Here is a 24,272-nt window from a genome sequence, read left to right as displayed (position 1 = left end):
TCACTGGTTCTTATTCCGCCATCGCCTCGACGAGGCTGCGGGGGCGCATGTCGGTCCAGTTCCGTTCGATGTACTCCAGGCAGGAGTCCCGGTCCCCGCTGTGAACGCTCGTCCAGCCCGCGGGAACCTCGATGAATTCCGGCCAGAGCGAGTACTGCCCCTCTTCGTTGATCAGCACCAGAAAGCTTCCGTTCTCGTTGTCGAAGGGGTTGGTGCTCATTGGTCTTCCTTTCCTTCCGATGGTTGCGTGTCCATTCGTTCGGCCAGTACGCGACCGATACGAGCCAGCGGTTCCGCACGGGTCATGTCGTTGTGCCGGGCCTCGACGGGACACTCGGTGATCTCGCCATCCACATGTGGGTGCCAGGCCATCTTGCCCGGACCGGGTTCTTCGTCGCCGGTCGCCACGAACAGGAGCGCGTCACCGGTGTAGTGGCTCGGCACGTGTCGGCGCGCCAACCTGGTGTTGTTCAGAAACACCCGATGCAACGCGCGGAGCCGGTCCTCGGTGAGATCGCCGAAGACACCGCCCTGTTCCCGCACCAGACGTGCCGTGGACTCGGCGTCCAGATCCCGCTCACTCAGCCCGGCCCGGTCGTATCCCGCGAGATCGAGCATCGCGAGATAGAGTTCGGACTCCTCGACGTGATCCTCCTCCGACTCCTCGGGGGTTTTCGGGAAGCTGTCCAACATGGCCAGCAGCTCGACGTCCTCGCCCTCCTTCCGCAGCAGGACCGCCATCTCCTGAGCTATCAGTCCGCCGAAGGACCAGCCGAGGAGTCGGTAGGGGCCGTGAGGTTGTACGGTGCGGATCCGTTCGATGTAGTCGCGTGCCACCTCTGTCACCGTTTCGGGGAGCGTCTCCGCACCGTCGAGACCGCGGGACTGCAGTCCGTAGATCGGCACGTCCGGTTCGAGGTGCTTCATCAGGCCCGCGTACGACCAGGCGAAACCACTGGCCGGATGCACGCAGAACAACGCGGGCCGCTCTCCGCTCGCTCGCAATGGCAGCAGCACGTCGAAACCGTCGGAGTCGTCGTCCTCGCCCAACCTGTCGGCCAACGCTGCGACGGTGGGGGCCTCGAACAGCGTGCGCATCGCGGTACGTACCCCGAACGCCGAGCGCACCCTGGATATCAACCTGGTGGTCAGTAGTGAATGACCGCCCAGTTCGAAGAAACCGTCGTGCACGCCGATCGTGGTTGTGTCCAGGACTTCGGCGAACAGTTCGCGGAGGACGCGTTCGGTCTGGTTACGAGGTCCCCGCGTCTCCACCGTCCCCTCGAACTCGGGTGGGGGTAGTGCCTCGCGGTCGAGTTTGCGGTTCGGAGTCGTCGGCAGCTCGTCGAGCTCGACGAAAGCGGTGGGGACCATGTAGGTGGGCAGCACCTCGGACAACGTTCGCCGCAGATCGGAAGTGTCGAGGTCGGCGCCGTCGCGTGGGACGACATAGGCGACCAGACGTTGATCTCCCGGGTGGTCCTCACGCACGACCGCGGCAGCCGAGGCGATATCCGGCCGGGCGGTCAGCAACGCCTCGATCTCGCCCGGTTCCACCCGGAAGCCGCGCAGTTTGACCTGATCATCGACGCGTCGCACGAAAACCAGCTGCCCGTCGGCTCGCCACCGCACGATGTCGCCGCTGCGGTACATGCGCTCGCCGGGGGGTCCGAACGGATTCGCCACGAACCTACTCGCCGTCGCACCGGGACGGTGGAGATACCCGCGCGCGAGACCCGTACCCGCGATGTAGAGCTCACCGGCCACGCCGATCTCCACCGGCAGCAGGTTCTCGTCGAGGACGTAGACACGGGTGTTGTCCAACGGCTCGCCGATCGGCAGCGGCCCGGAGGGAATCGGCTGATCCGGTTCCACCCGGTACTCGGTGCAGTTGACCGTCGTCTCGGTGGGACCGTACATGTTGAACACCGTTACGCCGGGGTTTCGCTCGCGCCACTCGTCGACACGTTCGCCGAGCAGCAACTCACCTCCGAGCAGCAGTTCCCCGTCCGGGGAGAACTCCTCGGGAAGGGTGTTCAGCAGCGGCAGGTGGCTCGGGGTTCCCTTCAGGAAGTTGGGCGGATGGTCGCGAAGCAGCTCCACGGTCCGCGGATCGGAGTCGTCGAGTTCGGTCACGTGCACGGTTCCACCGACGGTGAGCGGCACGAACATGGCCGTCACACTCAGGTCGAACGACACCGGCGAGTGCAGCGGAACGACACCGCGAACCCCTTCGTAGTCGTTGCCCCCGAAGACCAGGTAATCCGACAGGGAGCGGTGCTCGACCACGACTCCCTTGGGGCGGCCGGTGGACCCCGAGGTGTAGATGACGTAGGCGGGGTTCGCGAACGCGGGTGCGCTCGGTTCCGCCTCGGGCAACTCGGCGGTGTCCTCGAACAGGACCGTACGCTCATCCGCCGTCTCGACGCCGGATCGACGCAGCTCCGCGAGCACATCGCCGTCGGTGAGCAGCAGCTCGGGAGCGGCGTCGGCGAGCATGAAACCGATGCGGTCGGCCGGGTAGTCCGGATCCACGGGCAGGTAGGCACCGCCCGCTTCGAGTACCGCCAGCAGCGCCACCACCATCTCGGCCGAACGTGGTAGTGCCACGGCGACGAACCGTTCCGGTCCGACTCCGAACGCGGCCAGTCGCCGTGCGAGCCGACTCACGCGTTCCGTCAGTTCCGAGTAGGACAGTTCACCTCGCACGGTACGGACGGCGGGCGCGTCCGGAGTTCTGTGCGCCTGGACGGTCAACATCTCGGGCAGCGTTCGGTCGGCGCCCGCCGTGGAGGTGTCGTTCCACTCACCGAGTACCCGCTCACGCCGCTCGCCGCGCAACAGTTCCACCGCTCCGATGCGCCGGTCGGGATCGGTGACGAAGGACTCCAGCATGTGAAGCAGCCCGTCCACCATGCGTAGCACCGTGCCGCGGTCGTAGAGGTCGGTGCTGTACTGCAGGTCACCGATGATTCCCGCGGCCGCGCCATCCGACTCGCGCCGCTCGGCCAGGTTCAACGACAGGTCGAACTTGGCCGAGCCGGGATCGAGCGGAAGCGTTTCCACGTCGAGTCCGTCCATCTCCGCATCCACGGTGTCGTGATTGCGGAAGGAGAGCATGACCTGGAACAACGGGTGCCGGGAAAGCGCTCGGGGTGGGTTGATCTCCTCCACCAACCGCTCGAACGGCAAATCCTGATGCGCATACGCCGCCAAATCCGACCGACGCACCCGAGCCAACAACTCCCGAAAACTCGGATCCCCACCCGTATCCGTCCGCAACACCAACGTATTCACGAAAAACCCGACCAACCCGTCCAACGCCTCATCGGTCCGCCCCGCCACCGGCGAACCAACCGGCACATCCACCCCAGCACCCAACCGCGTCAACAACCCCGCCAACGCGGCCTGAAACACCATGAACAAACTCGCCCGCTCCCCAGCGGCCAACCCCAACAACCCCCCATGCACCCCAGCCGAAATCTCGATCGGCACGCGTGCGCCGCGGTGGCTCGGCACAGCGGGGCGGGCGCGGTCGGTGGGCAGGTCGAGTTCCTCGGGGATTCCGCTGAGGGCGTGTTCCCAGAACCGAAGCTGGCGGGACAACGGACTGTCGGGGTCCTGCTCGTCCCCGAGGGCCTCGCGCTGCCACAGGGTGAAGTCGGCGTACTGCACCTCCAGCGGCGCAGGCGACGGCTCCTGTCCCACGCCGCGCGCTCTGTAGGCCGTCGACAGATCCCGGGCCAGTGGAGCCGCGGAACCACCGTCACTGGCGATGTGGTGCATCAGCAGCAGCAGCACGTGCTCCCGTTCACCGGTGCGGAACAGCCGGCTCCGCAGCGGTGTCTCGGTGGTCAGGTCGAACTCGGTCCGCACCAGCTCGTCCAACCGTCCGGTCAGCTCGGCGTTGTCGAGCGTTTCGAGCGGTGTCTCCGGCCGGGCGTCGGCCAGCACGACCTGGTGCGGCTCCTCACCGTGCTGCGGAAAGACGGTGCGCAGGCTCTCGTGCCTGTCCACGACGTCACCGATCGCGGCTCGCAGCGCGGCCACGTCGAGTTCGCCGGTCAGCCGTAGCGCCAACGGGACGTTGTAGGCCCCGGCCGTTTCCGAGAAACGGTTCAGAAACCACAGCCTGCGCTGCGCGAACGAGAGCGGGACACGTTCCGGACGTTCGAACCGTCGGGGGGCGCTCCGTACGTGCGAGGGGTTACCGAGGTGCTCGGCCACACCCGTCACGGTCGGGGTTTCGAACAGGGCGCGCATCGGCACTTCCGCGCCGGTGACGGAACGGATCCGGTTCACCAGTCGCGTGGCCAGCAGGGAGTGCCCGCCCAGCGCGAAGAAGTCGTCGTCGACATCGACCCGTTCCACCCCGAGCACCTCGGCGAACAGCTGGCACAGCACCTCCTCCTGCGGTGTCGCGGGCTCGCGTCCGGATGCGGAGGTGGGGAACTCGGGCTCGGGCAACCGGTTGCGATCAACCTTGCCGTTGGGACTCAACGGCAGCGTCTCCAACGGCACGAGCACCGCTGGGGTCATCGCCTCGGTCAGGTTCCCCACCAGGGCGGCGCGTACGGCCGTCGTGTCGGAGGTACCGGTGACGTAGCCCGCGAGCCTGGCTTGCCCGCCGGAGTCCCGATGAACCGTGACCACCGCGTCACGCACTTCCTCGGCGGCGCGCAACGCCGCCTCGACCTCACCGAGCTCGATTCGCTGCCCGCGGATCTTGACCTGCTGATCGTCGCGGCCGAGGAACTCCAGCTGTCCGTCCGCCCGGTATCGCACCCGGTCTCCGGTGCGGTACAGCCGGGCTCCCGCCTCCCCGGACAACGGGTCGGGCACGAACGCCAGCGCTGTTTTCACCGGATCCCCGAGATAACCGTGGCCGACTCCCGCACCGCCGACGCAGAGTTCCCCCGGGATGCCGTCCGGAACCGGACGCAGCGCTTCGTCGAGGACATAGAGCCTGGTGTTGCGCACCACACGACCGATGGGGATCCGCACGTCGTCGGTGCGGGACTCGGGTGTGATCACCGCGTGCGTGACGTCGTCCGAGCACTCGGTCGGTCCGTACGCGTTGACCAGGGGTACGGCGGGTTCGTACTCGAACCACCGGGTGCACAGGTCCGGGGGCAGTGCCTCGCCCGTGACCATCAACCACCGGAGGTCGCTCGGGGCAGAACCACCGGCTTCACGACTTTCCGACCCCGACGTGCTCGCCACGGTGTCCCAGGTGTCGAGCGCGGCACGCAGCAAGGAGGGCACCACCTCGAGCACCGTGATCCGCTCCTCGGCGACCACCCGGAACAACCGTTCCGGGTCGCGGGCCGTCCCGTCCCCGACGACGCGGGTACGACCACCGACGAGAAGCGGCGCGAGCATCTGCCACACCGAGATGTCGAAGGTCAGCGGCGCGTTCTGCACCAGGCTGTCCGACTCGGTCACGGCCAGGTCCTCCACCTTCGCGAACAGGTGGTTGACCATGCCGCGACGGTGTACCAGTGCTCCCTTGGGAGCCCCGGTCGAACCCGAGGTGTACAGCACATAGGCGAGGTCGTCCGGGCCGCCCCTCGGTTCGAGCAGCTCTTCGGGACCGTCCTGGCTCTCGTCGAGCGGCAGCACCTCGGCCGAGGCGACGTCGGCCAGCCGAGTGGCGAGTTCGTGGTGGTGCTCGTCGGCGAGCACCACCCTCGCACCGCTGCGCGCGAGGATCCGCTCGTTACGAGCACGCGGTGCGTTCGGATCCACCGGCAGGAACGCGGCTCCCGCCCCGAGCACTCCGAGAACGGCCACCGGAACACCCACCCGGCGCTCGGCACAGAGGGCGACCAGACTGCCGCGCCCCGCTCCTGCCTCCAGGAGGCGCCGGGAGAGCGCACTCGCCCGACGAACCAGGGTTCGGTAGTCCAGTTCGGAATCGTCGTCGGCGAGTGCGACCGCCGCGGGGGAACGCACCGCGTGCTCCCGCACCCTGGCGACCAGATCGAAGGTATCAGTCGCGCGTTCGCTGCGGTTGCGCTCGACCAACAGTCGATGTCGCTCGTCCGCTCCCAACAGATCGACTTCCCCGATCGGCCGGTCCGGATCGGCCACGACGGCTTCGACGAACCGTCGGAAACGCTCGACGAACGATCGTGCGGTGCTCGGATCGAACAGCTCCGCACTGTAGTCCAACCGCGCGCTCACTCCCGCGGGAGCGTCGTCGTGTCGCTCGGTGAGGTCCAGGGAGAGGTCGAACTGCGAGGCATAGGCCCCGACGGGCTCGGGGCGGCTCCGCAGGCCGGGGAGATCGAGCTCGGGCTCGGCGTTGTTCTGCAGCACCAACATGACCTGGAACAGTGGGTTGCGTCCCAGCGCTCGGGGTGGGTTGATCTCCTCCACCAACCGCTCGAACGGCAAATCCTGATGCGCATACGCCGCCAAATCCGACCGACGCACCCGAGCCAACAACTCCCGAAAACTCGGATCCCCACCCGTATCCGTCCGCAACACCAACGTATTCACGAAAAACCCGACCAACCCGTCCAACGCCTCATCGGTCCGCCCCGCCACCGGCGAACCAACCGGCACATCCACCCCAGCACCCAACCGCGTCAACAACCCCGCCAACGCGGCCTGAAACACCATGAACAAACTCGCCCGCTCCCCAGCGGCCAACCCCAACAACCCCCCATGCACCCCAGCCGAAATCTCGAACAGCTCGGTGCCGCCGCGGTAGGTGGGAGCGAGCGGGCGTGGGCGGTCCGTGGGGAGCGGTAGTTCCTCGGGAAGATCGGCCAGTTCGGACTTCCAGAACGCGACCTGCCGGGCGATCGTGCTGTTCGGATCGTTCTCACTGCCCAGCACCTCACGCTGCCACATGCTGTAGTCGGCGTACTGCACCTCCAGCGGTTCGCGCTCGGCTCGTTCACCCGTCAGCCTCGCGGTGTACGCCCGGGACAGGTCGTCGGCCAGCGGCGCCATAGACCAACCGTCACCCGCGATGTGGTGCAGCACGATCAGCAATACCTGTTCCCGCTGCCCGAGTTCGAACAACGTCACACGCATCGGTGGATCGACCCGCAGGTCGAACCCGATCGCGACGCGGTCCAGCATCACCTGCCGCAGTTCCTCCTCGGTCGCGGTGACACGTTCGATGTCCGGAACCGCATCCGAAACACTCAACGCGCGCTGGTGGGGCTCGCCGTCCACGTCGGAATAAACCGTTCGCAGCACCTCGTGCCGCTCGACCACGTCCCGGAAGGCACCACGCAGCGCTTCGACGTCGAGCGAGCCGCTGAGCCGGATCCCTACCGGGATCTTGTAGGGCGAGCCCGCGCCTTCCAACGCGTTCAGGAACCACAACCTGCGCTGCCCGTAGGAGGCCGGTACCAGTTCGCCACGGGGCATCGCCCGCAACGGGGTGCGGGCAGCGGCCGCTCCGGTCATCGCCTGGGCGATTCCGGCCACCGTGGGGGTTTCGAAGAGGTTTCGCACGGCCAGTTCCACGCCGAAGGTGGAACGTACGCGGCTGATGAGCCGAGTGGCGAGCAGGGAGTGCCCGCCCAGCGCGAAGAAGTTGTCGTCGATGCCCACCGAGGGCGCGCCGAGGACGTCGGCGAACAGACCGCACAGAACCTCCTCCTCCGAAGTGCGCGGACGCCTTCCGCCGCCCGCGGTGAGGGTGGGAGCGGGCAGCTCGGCGCGGTCCAGCTTGCCGTTGGCGGTGATCGGCAGCGACTCCAGTTCCACGAAGGCCGAGGGCACCATGTACTCGGGCAGCGCGGTTTCGGCCACGGAACGCAGCAGACCGGTGTCGATTCCCTCGTCGGTGGGGACCACGTAGGCGACCAGGCGTTTGTCCCCCGGCACGTCCTCACGGGCGAGCACCGCCACCTGCGCCACCTCGGGTCGTTCGGCGAGGGCGGTCTCGATCTCGCCGAGCTCGATCCGGAAGCCGCGCACCTTGACCTGCTCATCGACGCGTCCGACGAACTCCAGCGCTCCCTCGGAGTTCCACCGCACGATGTCGCCGGTTCGGTACATCCGGGTGCCCGGCATCCCGAACGGGTCTGCGACGAACCAACTCGCGGTCAGTCGCGGATTGTCCAGATAACCGCGTGCCACCCCTTCCCCCGCGATGAAGAGCTCGCCGGGTACGCCCGGCGGAGCCGGAAGCAGGTTGGTGTCCAGGACGGAAACGCGCATGTTGTCCAGCGGGGAACCGATCGGCACGTTGTTCGGAACGCTCGTCGAGGAATCCATCAGGTACCGGGTCGCGAAGGTGGTGGTCTCGGTGGGGCCGTAGCCGTCTCCGACGACCAGGGACGGGTTGACCTCCAACACCCTGCGCACCATCGCGGCGGGCACCACGTCACCACCCGTCCACACCTCCCGGACGCCCGCGAAGCATTCCGGGCATTCCTCGGCCAGCAGCCGGAACAGGCCTGCCGTCAGCCACAGGGCGGTGATCCCGCTGTCGGTGATCGTGGCGGCCAGTTCGGCGATGTCCAGCTCACCAGCGGGTGCCACGACCAGTTCGCGTCCCGACAGCAGCGGGACCCACAGTTCGTAGGTGGAGGCGTCGAAAGCGTGCGGCGAGTGCAGCAGAACCCGCTGTTGTCGCTCGGTTTCCCAACTGCCGTCGCCCGCGAGGCTCACGACGTCCCGGTGGCTAACCGCGACTCCCTTCGGCTCGCCGGTGGACCCCGAGGTGAACATCACGTAGGCCAGTTGTTCCGGGTGAACGGGGACTCGGGGGTCGGTCTCGGACTCGTCGGAGAGCTCCGCACGCCCGAGGACGACGATCTCCGCCTCGTGGGTCAACGGCAGTTCGCACAACGCCGGATCGGTCAACAGGATCGCCGCACTCGTGCGCGAGAGGATCCGTTCCAGCCGTTCGGCCGGACTCCGGGAGTCGAGGGGCACGTAGGCACCGCCCGCCTTGAGCACGGCCAGTGTCGAGACGACCAGTTCCACGGAACGCTGCTGCAGAATCGCCACCGGCTGCTCACTACTCACTCCGAGGCGGAGCAGCCGGTTCGCCAGGGCGTTCGCTCGCCGATCGAGCTCGCGGTAGGTGATCCGCTCCTCCCCCGCGAGCAGAGCGGTGGTCTCGGGAGAACGTCGCACCCGCTCGACGAACCGGCCGTGCACCGTCGTCGTACCGACGTCCGCCGATGTGCCCTCGGAGTAACGCGCGAGCAGCTCGTTGTCCCGATCGGTCAGCGCGTCCACCGCCGCGAGTGGGACCTCGGGGTCGTCGAGCAGCAGCTCGACGAGTCCTCGCAACCGTTGTGCGATCGCGTTCACGAACGATTCGTCGAGCACGTCCGGGCGGTAGTTGAGCCGCAGCTCCAGAGCGTTTCCCGGCAAGGCGACCAGGGTCAGCGGATAGTGCGTCGCGTCGCGACCGTGTACTCCGGTGACCCGCAGCCCGGTTCCCGGCAGTCGCAACGTCTCCGGGCCCAACGGATAGTTCTCGTAGACGGTGAGCGTGTCGAACAGCTCGCCGGTACCGGTGAACCGCTGGATCTCGGTGAGTCCGGTGTAGTGGTGTGCCATCAGATCGGCCTGCTCGGACTGCAACCGCTCCAGCAGCTGGCGCAGCGACTCGTCGGGAGCCAGTCGTACGCGCACCGGGATGGTGTTGATGAACAGGCCGATCATGGACTCCGCGTCGGGAAGTTCGGGGGGACGTGCGGATACGGTGGCCCCGAAGACGACGTCCTGGCGTCCGGTCATCCTCCCGAGCAACAGCGCCCACAGCGCCTGAACCACGGTGTTGCCGGTCAGCCCCGACGAACCGGCCAACTCGTTGATGCGGGCGGTGGTGGTCTCCGACAGCCGCAGGGTGACCCGCTCCGGTAGGGCCGATTCCTCCGTGGTCGTCCGGGTTCCCGCCAACAGGGTGGGTTCGTCCACTCCGGACAGTGCCGAGCGCCAGGCCCGTTCCGACTCGTCACGGGGACGGGTGGCCAGCCATCCGAGGTACTCACGGTAGGGAGCGGGTTCGGGCAGGGCGGACGCGTCGCCCTCGGCCGCGTAGATGTCGAACAGTTCGCGGAACAGCAGCGGAGCCGACCAGCCGTCCAGCAGGATGTGATGGTGCGTAAGCACGACACGGCTGATCTCGGAGTCCAGCCGGAAAACCGTCAGCCGAAGCAGCGGCGGATCGGTCACGTCGAACCCGCGTGCACGATCCTCGTCCAGCAGCCGAGTGAGCTCTGTCCGGTCGCTGTCGCGGAGGTCGATCTCCGTGCAATCGACGTCGACGTCGTCCGGGACGAACTGCACGGGGGCACGCAGTTCCTCGTGCCGGAACCCGCCACGGAGGTTGGGATGCCGGGCCAGCAGCGCACGCGCGGACTTCCGCAGTGAATCCACATCCAGCGGCCCGCTCAGCTCCAGGGCGAGCTGCACCGTGTAGGCGTCCGATCCGCTGTCGCCGTAGGCGGCGTGGAAGTGCAGTCCCGCTGCGAGGGGGGACAGCGGCAGCACATCGACGAGCGAGGGAACCGCCCGCTGCAGGGCGTCGAGTTCGTACTGCTCGAGTTCGACGAGGGGGAAGTCCGAGGGTGTGTGGCCTGTCGTGTCCGAGCGATTCGTGCTGTCGACGATCGCCGACAGCGCCTCCCGCCACAGAACGGTCAGTCGCTCGACCTGCGCTGCCCCGAAAAGCTCCCGTGGCCAGGAAAGCTCGGCGACCAGCGTCGATCCGTCCGCACCGTCGTAGGCCGTAGTGGTGACGTCCAGAGCGTGCGGAACCGCCGCGCTCTCGTCCATCCGCCCACCGATCGCGCCGCTTTCGGCGGCCGGTTCGAAAGCCGCGTCATTACCTCCCGCGCCGAACCGGCCGAGGTAGTTGAATCCGACCTGGGGAGCGGCTCTGCCCGCCAACGTGACAGCGGCCTGCGGATTCAGGTAACGCAGCAGGCCGTAGCCGATCCCGTCGGGAAGCGCCCTGAGCTGCTCCTTGACCTGTTTCACGGCTCGTGCTGCGGCCGTTCCCCCCGAGAACGCCTCGCCCAGATCGACGCCGGAGACGTCGAGCCTTGCCGGATACATGGTGGTGAGCCAACCCACCGTCCGTGACAGGTCCGTATCGGACACCTCGCCGGCTCGGCCGTGCCCCTCCAGGTCCAGCAACAGGGACGTACCCTCGCGTCCCCGGCTCGCCAGCCACCGTGCCATCGCCATCGCGAACCCGGTGAGCAGCACCTCGTCCACCCCCGCGTGGTACGCGGCGGGTACGGTGGTCAGCAGTGGTTCGGCCAGCTCACCGGGAAGCCGTAGCGTGGTGCCACACAACGAGGAAACGGTGTCCCGTTCCGGATCGAGCGCGCGTTCTCCGAGCTGCCCCCCGCCCGACGAGAGGACATCCGTCCAGGTTTCCAGCTCGGCGAGCACGGTCGGATCGTGCGCGTGCGCCGTGAGTTTCTCGGACCACCGGCGGAGTGAGGTGGGGACCGGTTCGAGCGAGGGGTCCCGCCCCGCCACGGCGTCCTGCCAGGCCGCCCGCAGATCCGGCACCAGGATGCGCCAGGACACACCGTCCACCACCAGGTGATGGACGACGACGAGCAACCGTCCGGACGACCGCGAGCCGGTGTCGATCCAGACCACCCGGATCATCTCGCCCGCTTCGGGGTCCAGTTCCGAGGCGGCGATCCTTTCCTGCTCGGCGACGTGGGTGGCCGTGTCTCTCCCATCGGTCGCGTCCACCCGCCGCACACTGTCGCGGGCGTGCGGTGAGCCGGGTTCGGGAACGTACAGCCCCCACAGTCCCCCCGTCGTGGTCAGCCGCGCGCGCAGCGCGTCGTGCCGGTCGACCACCGCCCGCACCGCGGTCAGCAGATCCGCTTCGGACAGTCCCTCCGGGGCGTTGAGCAGTACGGACTGACAGAACTCCCCGATGGGGCCGCCGCGTTCGCGCAGCCAGTGCATGATCGGGGTGAGCGGCACTGTCCCCACACCGGAGTCGTGTTCCTCCCCGCCGCCGGAAGAGCCCGCCGGGACGGCGGCACCGGCCACGGCGGCCAGCTCGGCGACGGTCCGGTGCGTGAACACGTCCTTGGGGGTGAGGTGTATCCCGGACTTCCGTGCCCTGCTCACCAGTTGGATCGAGGTGATGCTGTCGCCGCCCAGCTCGAAGAAGCTGTCGTGCACCCCGACCTCGGAGAGGTTGAGGACCTCGGTGAACAGCTCAGCCAGCGATTGCTCGGTGTCGGTACGCGGGGCGGTTCCCTTCGTGGTGGATTCGAACACCGGAGCCGGCAGGGCGTTGCGATCCAGTTTGCTGCCGTTGGCGGTCATCGGAAGCGTATCCATCGGCACGAACACCGCGGGCACCATGTGCTCGGGCAACCGCGCCCCGACGTGGGAGCGTAGTTTGTCGTTCTGCGGCCTCGTCCCCTCGGTACCGACGACATAACCGACGAGTCGCTTCCCGCCGGAACCGTCCTCGCACGCCACGACCGCGCAGCGGGAGACGTCGGGATGAGCCGAGACCACGGTTTCGATCTCACCCGGTTCTATCCGGAAGCCGCGGATCTTGACCTGGTCGTCGGCGCGCCCCAGGAAGTCGAGTTGCCCGTCGGCACGCCAGCGCACGAGGTCACCGGTTCGGTAGAGCCGGGAACCGGGGGTGCCGAACGGGTCGGCGACGAACCGGGTGGCTGTCAGGCCGCGGCGTCCCGAATAGCCTCGTGCCAACCCGGTCGTGGCGACATAGAGTTCGCCCTCCGCGCCGGGTGGTACCGGTCGCAGGGCCGCATCGAGCACATGGGACCGGGTGTTGGGCAGCGGACGCCCGATGGGAGGTGTCTCCCCCGGCGAAAGCCGGTCGCTGATGGTGGCGGCGACCGTGATCTCCGTGGGGCCGTACGCGTTGCGCATCTCGCGTCCTCGTGCCCACCGGTCCACCAGCTCCGCGGAACACGCGTCGCCACCCACGATCAGGCAGCGGAAGTCGGGCAGCTCCGCCTCCGGCAGAGTCGCCAGCACGGCAGGCGGAATCAGGGCGTGCGTGACGCCCGTTTCCGCGAGGACCCGGGCCAGCGGCTCCCCGGCTACTGCCTCACCGGGAGGCACGACCAGGGTCGCTCCCGCGTACCAGGCCATGCACATCTCCAGCACCGAGGCGTCGAAACTCGGCGCGGAGAAACGGAGGACTCTCGAATCGTGCCGCACGTCGAAGCGTTCCACTTCGGTCTCGGCGAAGTCGAGCAGTCCCGCGTGGGTGACCACCACTCCCTTGGGCAGACCCGTCGAACCCGAGGTGTAGATGAGATAAGCCGGATTGTCCGTGCGCAACGGGGCAACTCGATCCCTGTCGCTCACCTCCGCGGGGGAGTACGAGTCCAGCGCCTCCAGCGTGTTCGGGTCGTCGAGGACCATCACGTCGGTCACGTGGGCGGGAAGTTCCGAGTCACTGGTGGACAGCACGACTTCGGGACGGGCGTCGTCGAGCAGGAACGACACCCGTTCCTCGGGATGGTTCGGATCGATCGGCAGCCAGGCAGCGCCCGCCTTGACCACCGCCAGGCTCGCCTTCACCGACTCGATCGAGGTCCGCAGGGCCAACGCGACGCGGCTCTCCGGTCCGACGCCGTAATCGATCAGCAGTCGGGCGAGCCGGTTCGATCCGGCGTCCAACTCCCCGTAGGACACCGCCGCGGACTCGTCGACCACCGCCAAGGCGTCGGATCCGCCGTGCGCACCTCGCCGGAACAGTTCGGGCAGTGTGCGGGCACCGGTCGGGCGTTCGGTGGCGTTGCGCGTTCGCAGCAGATCTCGTTCCGTCTCGTCGAGGAGATCCAGCGACCCGATGGGACGCCACGGCGCGTCGAGCATCCGCTCCAGCAGGAGACGCAGCCTGTTCAACGCGGAACTCGCCTGTTCCCGATCGAACAGCTCGGGTCGATGGTCCAACCGGAGCGTGAGGCGCTCCCCGGGCAGCACTACCAGGGTGAGCGGATAGTGCGCGGCGTCCTCACCGCGGACACCGGTCAGCTCCAGCCCCGTGCCCGGCAGCGCCAGCGCTTCCGAGTCCAACGGGTAGTTCTCGAAGACGACGAGGGTGTCGAACAGCTCCCCGAGCCCCACGGCGCGCTGGATCTCCCGCAACGGGGTGTACTGCTGCTCCAACAGCTCCGCCTGCTCTCGCCGCACGCGGCGCACCAGCGCGGAGGTGGACTCGGCCGGGTCCAGCAGCACTCTTACCGGAACGGTGTTGATGAACAGCCCGATCATCGACTCCGAACCGGCCAGCTCGGGCGGTCTGCCGGAGACTGTCGAGCCGAACAGCACGTCCCACTCACCGGTCAGGGTTCCCAGCAACGTTCCCCAGGCCGCCTGCACCAGCGTGTTGGGAGTGATGCCCTCCGCCCGGGCGAACGCGTGCACCCGATCGACCAGTTCGTCGGGGAGTTCGAGCTTCACGCTCTCGGGCCGTCCGGGGGAGCGTTGCGACTCCGGATCGGCCAACAAGGTCGGCTGATCCACTCCCTCCAGCGCTCGTCGCCAGACCGCTGTCGCCTCGGCGGTGTCACGCTGATCGAGCCAGCGTACGTAGTCCCGGTAGGAAGCGCTCTCGGGTAGCGGGTCGGAAGCGGACTCCCCCGCGTAGAACGTGAACAACTCACGCACCAGCAGCGGGAGCGACCAACCGTCCAGCAGGATGTGATGCGCGGTGATCACGAACCGGTAACGACGTTCGTCGAACCGCAGCAGCGAGCACCGCAGCAGGGGAGCCACGTCGAGGCGGAACCGGCCGGTCTCCTCGACCTCGGTACTGGTGGCCGTCTCCTCCTGCTCCGGAGCCGGCAGGCCCCGCAGATCGACCTCGTGCCACGGCAGTTCGACCTCGGAGGCGATGACCTGCACCGTCTCACCGCTCTTGCGCTGTCTGAAGGCCGCCCGCAGGTTGGGGTGCCTGGAAAGCACCCGGTACATCGAGTCGCGGAGGCGTTCACCGTCCAGTGCACCGGCCAGATCGAGCACGAGCTGTACCGTGTAGACGTCGTCCGCGCCTTCGTCGTAGACGGCGTGGAAGTGAAACCCCTCCTGCAGCCCGGACAGCGGCAGAACATCCTCGACTCGGGCACGCTTCACCACAGTTCGCCCTCCGCTTCCAGTTCGTCCTCGAACAAGTCGATCTCGTCCTGGTCGAGCCCGACGAGAGTCAGGTCCGACGGTGTGTGTCCGCCCGCGTTCGTCCGGCTCGCGTGCTCGATAAACGCGTGCAACGTCCGCTCCCACAGTGCGAACAGTTCGGCTCCGGCCGAGTCGCTCAGCAACTCCTTCGGTCGGAGCGCGGTGAGCGTCAGCTCGGGTCCGGCGGGCCCCTCCGCCACGGCCGCCGTGATGTCCAGCGCGTGGGTGACCGGCATGTCGGCATCGGCTCCGCCGTCCGGTCCCGGTGACTCCGGCACTGGGCCGAAGTCACCGGACTCGTTCGCGGGGAGCCTGCCGAGATAGTTGAAGCAGACGTCCGGTGACTCGGACGGCGGATCGGCGGGCTCGGTCTCCGGAGAACCGAGCAGACCGAAGCCGACCCCCGTTCCCGGGACCGAACGCAGTTGTTCCTTTATCCGCTTCAGAACCCTGCCGGTCGCGGAACCCGCGGAAAATACTTCCTCGACGTCCGGCTCGGACACTTCGAGCCGGACGGGATGGATGTTGGTGAACCACCCCACGGTGCGTGAAACGTCCAGACCGCTCACGAGCTCCTCCCGCCCGTGCCCCTCCAGATCGACGAGGACGGGCCCGCGCGATCGCCCGTGGCGCTCGCGCCAGGCCTCGACCGCGACGACGAACCCGGTGAGCAGCACCTCGTCCATTCCCGCGTGGAACGCGGGGGCCACGATGCTCAGCAACTCACGGGTGGCTTCGACGGAGAGCCCCGAATCGTGCCGCCGCAACGTGCCCACCGTGTCGGACGAATCCGGTTTCCGCTCCGCCACACGTGCCTCGTCACCTCCGCGCAGCACCCGTTGCCAGAACGGTTCCTGCTCTCGCACCGACGGTGACCGCGCCAGCTCGACGAGCCGGGTGGACCAGCTCCGGAAGGACGTCGGCACCGGCTCCAGCTCGGGCTCCGTCCCCTCCGCGAGCGCTCGGTGGGCGAGCTCCAGATCAGGGAGCAGGACACGCCAGGAAACCCCGTCGACGACGAGGTGGTGAATCAACAGGAGCAGTCGTCCCGGTTCGTCGGTTCCGAAGTCGAACCAGACCGCGCGAACCATCGCCGCTCGACGCGGATCGAGTTCCCGCCGCGCGACCAGGTGCTCGGCACGGATCCGTTCGGTGGCATCGGCCACGTCGGAGACGTCCACCCGCCGGACCACGGCTTCGACGTCGATCTCGCCGGGCGGTGGTACTCGCAGCACGGGTCGCGGACCGTCGTCGACGAGCGCGGCGCGAAGCATGTCGTGGTGATCCAGTAGCGCTCGCAGCGAGCGCACCAGTGTCTGCCTGTCCGTCCCGGACGGAGTCCGGACGAGCATCGACTGGTGGTAACCGGAGATCGGACCGGGTAGTGCGGTGAGTCGCCGCGCGATCGGCGGGAGCACTACGTCGCCGACACCCGCGTCATCGGATTCGGGGCGAACTCGTGCGGTGCTCGTGCACACCCCCGCCAGCAGGGACGGTGTGCCGCGCTCGAAGACGTCCTTCGGTTTGAAGTGCAGCTCGTGTCCACGTGCTCGGGAAACGAGTTGGAGCGACATGATGCTGTCGCCTCCGAGTGCGAAGAACCCGTCGTCGACGCCGACCTCGTCGAGGCCGAGCACGCTCGCGAACAGTTCGCACAGCCGCGCCTCCACGGCCGTCCGTGGGCGGGTGGGCAAACTCTCCCGGGTACCGACCTCGGGAGAGGGAAGCGCGGCACGGTCGAGTTTGCCGTTCGCGGTGACGGGAAGCGTCCCGATCGGCACGAGGAACCGCGGCACCATGTACTCGGGGAGCGTGCCCGCGAGATACGTCCGCAGTTCGGAGGGGTCCAACCGCTCACCGACCACGTATCCGACGAGTCGCCGATTGCCGCTGGTGTCCTCTCGATCCAGCACCACCGCCGCCGACACGCTCGGATGCCCGGTGAGCACCGACTCGATCTCGCCGAGCTCGACGCGGAACCCGCGGATCTTGACCTGCTCGTCGACCCTGCCGAGAAACTCCAGCGCACCGTCCTCGCGCCGCGTGACCAGATCCCCTGTCCGATAGAGCCGGCCGCCGGAGGTGTCGAACGGGTTCGCGACGAACCGCTCGGCGGTGAGCCCGGGACGGTTCAGGTATCCGTGCGCCAGCTGTTCGCCCGCCAAGTACAGCTCACCGGGGGTTCCCGGTGGAACCGGGCGCAATGCGGCGTCGAGCACGTGGACCCGGGTGTTCCACACCGGATACCCGATCGGGACTGTTGTCCCCGCCTGCTCGACACAGTCCCAAGCGGTCACGTCCACCGAGGCCTCGGTCGGTCCGTAGAGGTTGTGCAGCTCCGAGTCGAACGTCGCGCGGAACCGTTGGCGCGCCGATTCCGGAAGTGCTTCACCGCTGCAGATCACCCGCCGCAGACTCGAGCAGGCAGCCGGATCGGCCTCCGACAGGAACGCCCACAGCATGGACGGGACGAAGTGCAGGGTGGTGATCCCCGCGGCGGCGATGAGTTCGGAAAGGTACTCGGCGTCCCTGTGCCCCTCCGGCTCGGCCAGCACCACCGAGGCGCCCGAGATCAGCGGTAGGAAGAACTCCCAGACCGAGACGTCGAAACCGGACGGGGTCTTCTGCAACACGCGATCGGTGGCGTCGATCCCGTAGTGGTCACGCATCCACAGCAACCGGTTGACGATGCCGCGGTGCGGCACGACGACGCCTTTGGGCCGTCCGGTGGAACCGGAGGTGTAGATCAGGTAAGCCGGGTCGAGTCCGGAAAGCGCCGTGCCGCGCTCATCGTCCGAGATGTCGTCGGCGGACTGCCGTGAAACGGCGGCACGGAACCACTCGGTGTCCACCCACAGCCGGGGGACCTCGACTTCGATCCCGCCGACGGTGCCGGTGGTGCCGAGCAACAGCGTGGGAGCGCAGTCCGAGAGCACGTACTCGATCCGCTCGGCAGGGTGGTCCGGGTCCACAGGCACATAGGCCGCACCGGTCTTGTGCACCGCGTACAGCGCCGTTATCAGTTCGAAGGAGCGTGGTAAGGCGACCGCCACTCGCGTACCGCGACCCACCCCACGAGCGAGCAGCAGCCGGGCCAGCCGGTTCACATCGGCGTTGAACCTCTCATAGGTGCGGCTTTGACCACCGAAGGTCACGGCCCGCGCCGCCGGATCGAGACGTACCCGCCGTTCGAACAATTCGGGAAGGGTGGCCGCGGGCACGTCCCGCTCGGTTCGGTTTAGCTCGGTCTGCAGCCGGTGTCTCTCCTCCGGTTCGAGCGGATCGATCCGTCCGACCAGCGTGTCCGGGGCCTGCGTGAACACGTTGAGGACCCGCCGAAGCCCGTCCAGCATCCGTCGCGCGGTAGTGGCTCCCACCGCGCCCGGCCGGTGGTCCAACCGCAGCCTCAACCGTTCCCCCGGCGTGATGTTCAACGTCAACGGGTAGTGGGTGGAGTCGGTGCCGTGCACGTCGGTCACTTCGATGGACGCGTGCTCCGGGGTGAAAGTGCCGTCGCTGAGCGGATAGTTCTCGAAGACCACGAGGGTGTCGAACAGCTCGTCGAATCCGGCGGCACGCTGAACGTCTGCGGGTCCGAGGTGCTGGTGTTCCATCAGCTCGCTGTGATCGCGCTGCAGTTCGTGCAGCACTTCGTGCAGCGGGCGTTCCGGATCCATCAGCGCCCGTACCGGGACGGTGTTGATGAACAACCCGACCATCCACTCGACGTCCGGCAGTTCCGCGGGACGTCCGGAGACCGTGGCGCCGAAGACTACGTCGTCCCTACCGGTCACGAACGCCAACAACACCGCCCAGGCACCGCGCAACACCGTGTTCAGTGTCAGTCCGTTCCTGCGTGCGGTGGTGGTGAGCTGGATGGTCACCGCTTCGGGGAGCTCGAGCGTGTTGGCCTCCGGTAGCCGGTCGTGCGGGTTTCCCTCGCTGACCAGGGTCGGGATCGCCCCGGCCAGATAGTTCGCCCAGGCCAGTTCCGCTGATTCCCGGTCTCTGGCGGCCAACCAGCGCTGGTAACCGCGGTGGTCCGGGGCCGTGGGCAGCACCGACTCGTCGCCGTCGGCGGCGTAGAGCCGAAACAGCTCCGAGGCGAGCACGGGCAGCGACCACCCGTCCAACAGGATGTGGTGGCAGGTGAGCACGAGCGTGTGGCGCTGCCGTGCGGTACGTACCAGGGCGAACCGCAACAGCGGTGGGGTGGACAGGTCGAAGCGGCGCACTCGGTGTTCCTGACGCAGCGCGCGCAGCTCCGCGGCCGCGTCGGGGAGTTCCGCGAAGTCGTGCTCCTCCCACGGAACATCGACCTCGGCGAGCACGTATTGCAGTGGTCGGCGGAGGTCCTCGTGCCGGAACGCACCACGCAGGGCGGGGTGACGACGCAACAGCTGTCGTGCACAGCGCTGCAGCAGCTCGGATTCGACCGGACCGCTCAGATCGAAGCACACCTGCACGGTGTAGACATCCACGTCGCCGTCATCGTAGAGCGCGTGGAACAGCAGTCCCTCCGCGAGCGGTGCGGGGCGGAACAGGTCCCGGACGTCACCGACACCCGTCTCGATCGCGGCGACCTCGTCGCGATCGAGATCGACCAGGTCGAAATCACTGGGCGTGAGCGCCCCACCGGTACGCCCGGAACGGGTCCCGCACCATCGACGCAGCTCCTCGAGTTCGCGCAGCCAAGCGGTCACGATTCCGTCGATTCCGGTTTCGTCGAGGACGGTGTCGAGATAGGTGAGCCGAGCGGTAAGACGCGGCTCGTCCGTACCGCCCTCTGCCAACACGTCGATTTCCAGGGCGTGCGCGGGAGAGAGCTCGTCGTCGGAGGAGACCGTCGCTCCCGCGCGTCGTAGCGTCCACCCCGCCCCGGAGTGGACGAGCCTTCCGAGGTAGTTGAAGCCGAGCCAGGGGTGTTTCGCCTCGGCCAGCTCCGGAGCCGTGTCGGTGTTGAGGTAACGCAGCAGACCGAAACCGATGCCGTTACCGGGGACGGCGCGAACACGTTCCTTGACGCGACGTAGTGCACCGAGCACCCCGTCGCCCTCGGATCCGGTGAGGTCCAGTCGAATCGGGTGGATGCTGGTGAACCAACCGAGCGTGCGGTAAGGGGCCTCTCCCGGAGCGACCTCCTCGCGACCGTGGCGTTCCACGTCGACCAGCAGCGGCCGCCCGGCGGTGTCGATCCCGGCATCCCGCATCGCGCGTGCCAGCCCCGTCAGCAGCAGTTCGTCCACACCCGCGTGCGTCTCAGCGGGCATCTCGTTGAGCAGTGCCTCGGACAGGACGTCCGGTAACGACACCATGCGAGCGTGTACCTCACCGGAACCCTGCCGGGCCGACACGGGAGGTTCCGCCACCGGCGCGGACAACACTTCCCGCCAGTGATCGAGCTCGGCGACCACTTCGGGCTGTCGTGCCAGTTCGGGCAGGCGGAGTGCCCAGTGCCGGTAGGACATCCCGCCGTGCTCGTAACGCGGTCGCCTGCCGTCGGCCAGGGCCGACCAGCCTTCCTCCAGGTCGTCGAACAGGATGCGCCAGGACACACCGTCGACCACGAGGTGATGTGCCACGAGCAGCAGCTGTTTGCCGTTCCCGTCGTCACCGCACCCCTCGAACAGGACCGCTTGCACCATCCCGGCCGCGCGTGGCCGCAGCCTCCCACGCGCGGACTCGGCCTCAGATTCGACCAGTTCAGCCACCTCGGAGCGCGGAATCCCGGAAGCATCCACCACCCGGACCTGGTCGTCGACGTGGACCGACCCCGGCTCTTCCACGAACAGACCCCAGGTGGAGTCCTCCGCGACCGTCAGCCGCATTCGCAGTACGTGATGCTGGTCCACCAGCCTGCCGAGCAGGGTGACCAGATTCTCGCGATCCAGCGCGGAGGGGGCCTCCAACAGCACGGACTGATTGAAACCGTCCACGGCGTCGCCGCGCTCGCGCAGCCAGTGCACGATGGGCGGTGGGGGGACTTCGCCGGTGGCGGCCTCCGAGTACTCGACCGGAGCTCTCTCGTACTGGGCCGCGATGGCCAACCGTTCCACGGTCTTGTGGTCGAACACGTCGCGCGGCGTGATGGACAGCCCGACCGAACGAGCACGGCTGACGAGCTGGATGGCGACGATACTGTCGCCACCGAGGTCGAAGAAGTTCTGCTCCGGTGAGACCGAACGCAGATCGAGCACCTCGCTCACCAACCGGCACAACACTTCTTCGCCACTGGTGCGCGGGAGACGGTCGGAGACCACGGCCGAGTAGTCGGGCGCGGGTAGTGCGGCACGATCGAGCTTTCCGCTGGGATTCAGCGGGAAGGACTCGAGCACCACCACCGCGGCCGGAACCATGTAGTCGGGCAGCCGCGCGGCGAGATGACCGCGCAGCCGATCCGGTTCCGGATCGCTGTCGGCCGCACGAACCACATAGGCGACGAGTTGCTTGCCGCCCGAGCCGTCCGTCCGCACCACCGCGGCGGCCCGCGACACGTCCTCGTGCGTGAGCAGCGCGTTCTCGATCTCCCCGAGTTCAACCCGGAAACCGCGTACCTTGACCTGATCGTCCGCACGGCCCAGGTACTCGAGCTCGCCCAGGGCGTTCCAACGGACGATGTCTCCGGTGCGGTACATGCGCTCTCCCGGTCCGCCCAACGGATCGGCGACGAACCGGTGCGCGGTGAGTTCCGGGCGGTGCAGGTATCCTCTGGCCAGCCCCACCCCCGCCAGGTACAGCTCACCGGAGAAACCGACGGGGACCGGTCGCAACGCCGCGTCCAGCACGTACGTGCGGGTGTTGCTCAACGGGTGGCCGATGTTGGGCACCTCGGAACCGTTTCCGCCGTCGAACCAGGCGGTCGCGTACACGGTGGCTTCGGTAGGACCGTAGATGTTGGCCACCGCTGCTTTCGGTACCGCGGCGCGGATCGAATCCAGGTTGTGCGCCGACAGCGGCTCGCCTGCCAGCACGACCATGTCGGCGCGCACGTCCACGTCACCGTGGGCGAGCAGCGCCGACAGCGCCGAGGGAACGGCGCTGACGAGTGTTCCGTGAAAGCTCCGGTCCGATCGTTCGGCCAGGGCGAGCACATCGCGGACCACTTCGATACGACCGCCGCAGGTCAGCGGACCGAACATTTCGAATACCGAGACGTCGAAGTTCAGCGACGTGGCGGCCAGGGTCCTGGCCAACTTGTCGGGACCGATCGTCTCCCTGGCCCAGCGTGCCAGGTCGGCGGCACTGCGGTGCGACACGACAACGCCCTTGGGACGTCCCGTCGAACCCGAGGTGTAGATGGTGTAGGCGGGATTGTCCGGCCGTAGTGGACGAATTCGATCGGCGTCGGACAGTGGTGCTTCGGACAACCGTGCCAGTTCCCCCGCCAAGTTGCGCGAATCGAGTACCGGCACCTCGGTATCGGGCAGTTCACGGGGAGCGGCGGTGATTACCAGCGCGGGAGCGGACTCGGTGAGCATGACCGCGACCCGGTCGGCCGGATACTCCGGATCGATCGGAACGTAACCCGCACCGGAACCCAGGATCCCCAGCAGGGCGACCATCATCTCGGCCGAGCGGGGAACCGCCAGTGCCACGAGATCCTCGCTGCCGACTCCCCGTTCGGCCAGCAGTCGCGCGAATCGGTTGGCCCGGCCGAGCAGTCGGGCGTAGCTCAACTCCACCTCGTCCGCCACCACCGCGGTGGCCGAAGGTGTACGCGCGGCCTGCTCGGCGACGGCGTCGTAGAGCGTCGTCGCCGCCACGGGGCGGGTCTTTCCCGCGAACTCGGTCAGCACCTGGTGGCGTTCCCAGCGTCCGGCCATGTCGATCTCGGCCAACAACCGATCCGGATCGCGGGTGGTGATGTCACCGATCAGTTCGACGAATCGCTCGCGCATGAGCTCGAACTCGTCGGGCCGGTAAAGCTCGGGGTTGACGTCGAAGACGAGGTCGGCACCGCCGTCCCCACCTCTCCGATCGATCACCAGTGACAAGTCCTCCACCGGACCGCCCGCCAGGTTCCGGGCGCTGCCGGGGATCCCGGCGAAATCCAACTCGTAGTCGGTGAGCACGATGTTCACGTGCGGGCCGACCAACCGCTGGTCCTCGGCGAGCAGGTTCAGGTCGTGGCGCAGGTCCTCGTAGCGGTAGCGCTGGTGCCGTGTGGCCTCGTGCAGCGCCCCGGACACCTCGCTCACCCACTCGCGCAGGGTGATTTCCTGCCGCACGTCCAAACGCAGCGGCACGATGTTCGACATCATCCCGGGCACCGAGTTCCGCGCCGCACCACGCCGGGCCGCCACCGGGAGCCCCAGCACTACCTGCTCCCCACCGGACGCCCGGTTCAGATACAGCCCGAACGCCGCGACCAGCACCGTGGGCCAGCCCATTCCGAACCGGCGGGCCAGTGCGTGCACGGCCTCGATCCGATCAGCGCTGAGACTCACCACACCGCGCGAGAGGCGGGTGGGCATCCGGGGCGGCTGGTCGGCGAGCGTGGCAGGAGCGGGCGTGTCGGACAGGAGTTCGTTCCAGTAAGCCCGGTCCCGTCGGTACTGCTCGGACTCGCGGTACAGCGTCTCGGCATCGACGAGCGTCTGCAGCTCCTCGAACTCGGCCTCGGGCACCGTTTCCCCCGCCACCAGGGCGGAGTACACGCTGGCCACTCGCCGTTCGATCAGCGACATGCCGACCCCGTCGAGCAGCACGTGGTGGTAGCGCTGGAACCAACGGGTCTCCGTAGCGGAGAGCGTCAGCAGGGTGAACGAGAACGGAGCGGGATCGCGTGGATCGATCGGTTCGTCGAGCGCGGAACGCATCCGTTCGGCGGCGGCGGTCTCGGGATCGGGTTCACCGGAGAGATCGATGTGCTCGAACGGCGGTTCGACCCACGGTACGAGCTCCAGAGCGGTTTCCCCGGTACTCTCGTCCACGACGACACGTGAACGCAGCACCTCGGCATCCGCGACGGTGCGCCGCAACGCCTCACGGAAAAGCGTGACGTCGACCGATCCCGGAATCCGCACGCACTCGGCGACGTTGTAGATCGGATTCGACGGATCGAGCCGCTGCGCGAAGAAGATCCCGCGCTGTGCCGCCGTCAACGGCACTGTTCGTCGGATTTCGGGCATGTTCGT

Annotated in this window: 3 protein-coding genes; all 3 read right to left on the bottom strand. The window is 67.8% G+C overall.

Annotated features, from left to right (window positions below; genetic code table 11):
- Positions 1-10 precede the first annotated feature (10 nt).
- From BM394_RS17270 to BM394_RS17260, 3 genes are read right to left on the bottom strand one after another with little or no spacing between them, the layout of a single operon-like run.
- Complete coding sequence (locus BM394_RS17270; RefSeq protein WP_092979683.1) at positions 11-220, bottom strand: MbtH family protein; 210 nt, start codon at positions 218-220, stop codon at positions 11-13.
- Positions 217-15,093 carry a non-ribosomal peptide synthetase gene (locus BM394_RS17265; protein ID WP_175530147.1) on the bottom strand — a complete coding sequence of 4,959 codons (14,877 nt, stop codon included), beginning with the start codon at positions 15,091-15,093 and terminating at the stop codon, positions 217-219. Before BM394_RS17265 ends, BM394_RS17270 begins: the two co-directional genes overlap by 4 nt.
- Entirely contained in the window at positions 15,090-24,266 is a 9,177-nt protein-coding gene (locus BM394_RS17260) for a non-ribosomal peptide synthetase (RefSeq protein ID WP_092979679.1), read from the bottom strand. Before BM394_RS17260 ends, BM394_RS17265 begins: the two co-directional genes overlap by 4 nt.
- Between the last annotated feature and the right edge of the window lie 6 nt (positions 24,267-24,272).

Source organism: Actinopolyspora lacussalsi subsp. righensis (genome assembly GCF_900116555.1).
Taxonomy (GTDB): domain Bacteria; phylum Actinomycetota; class Actinomycetes; order Mycobacteriales; family Pseudonocardiaceae; genus Actinopolyspora; species Actinopolyspora lacussalsi.
Note: the sequence above shows the minus strand (reverse complement) of the source record. Positions and strands in the feature narration are given on the sequence as shown.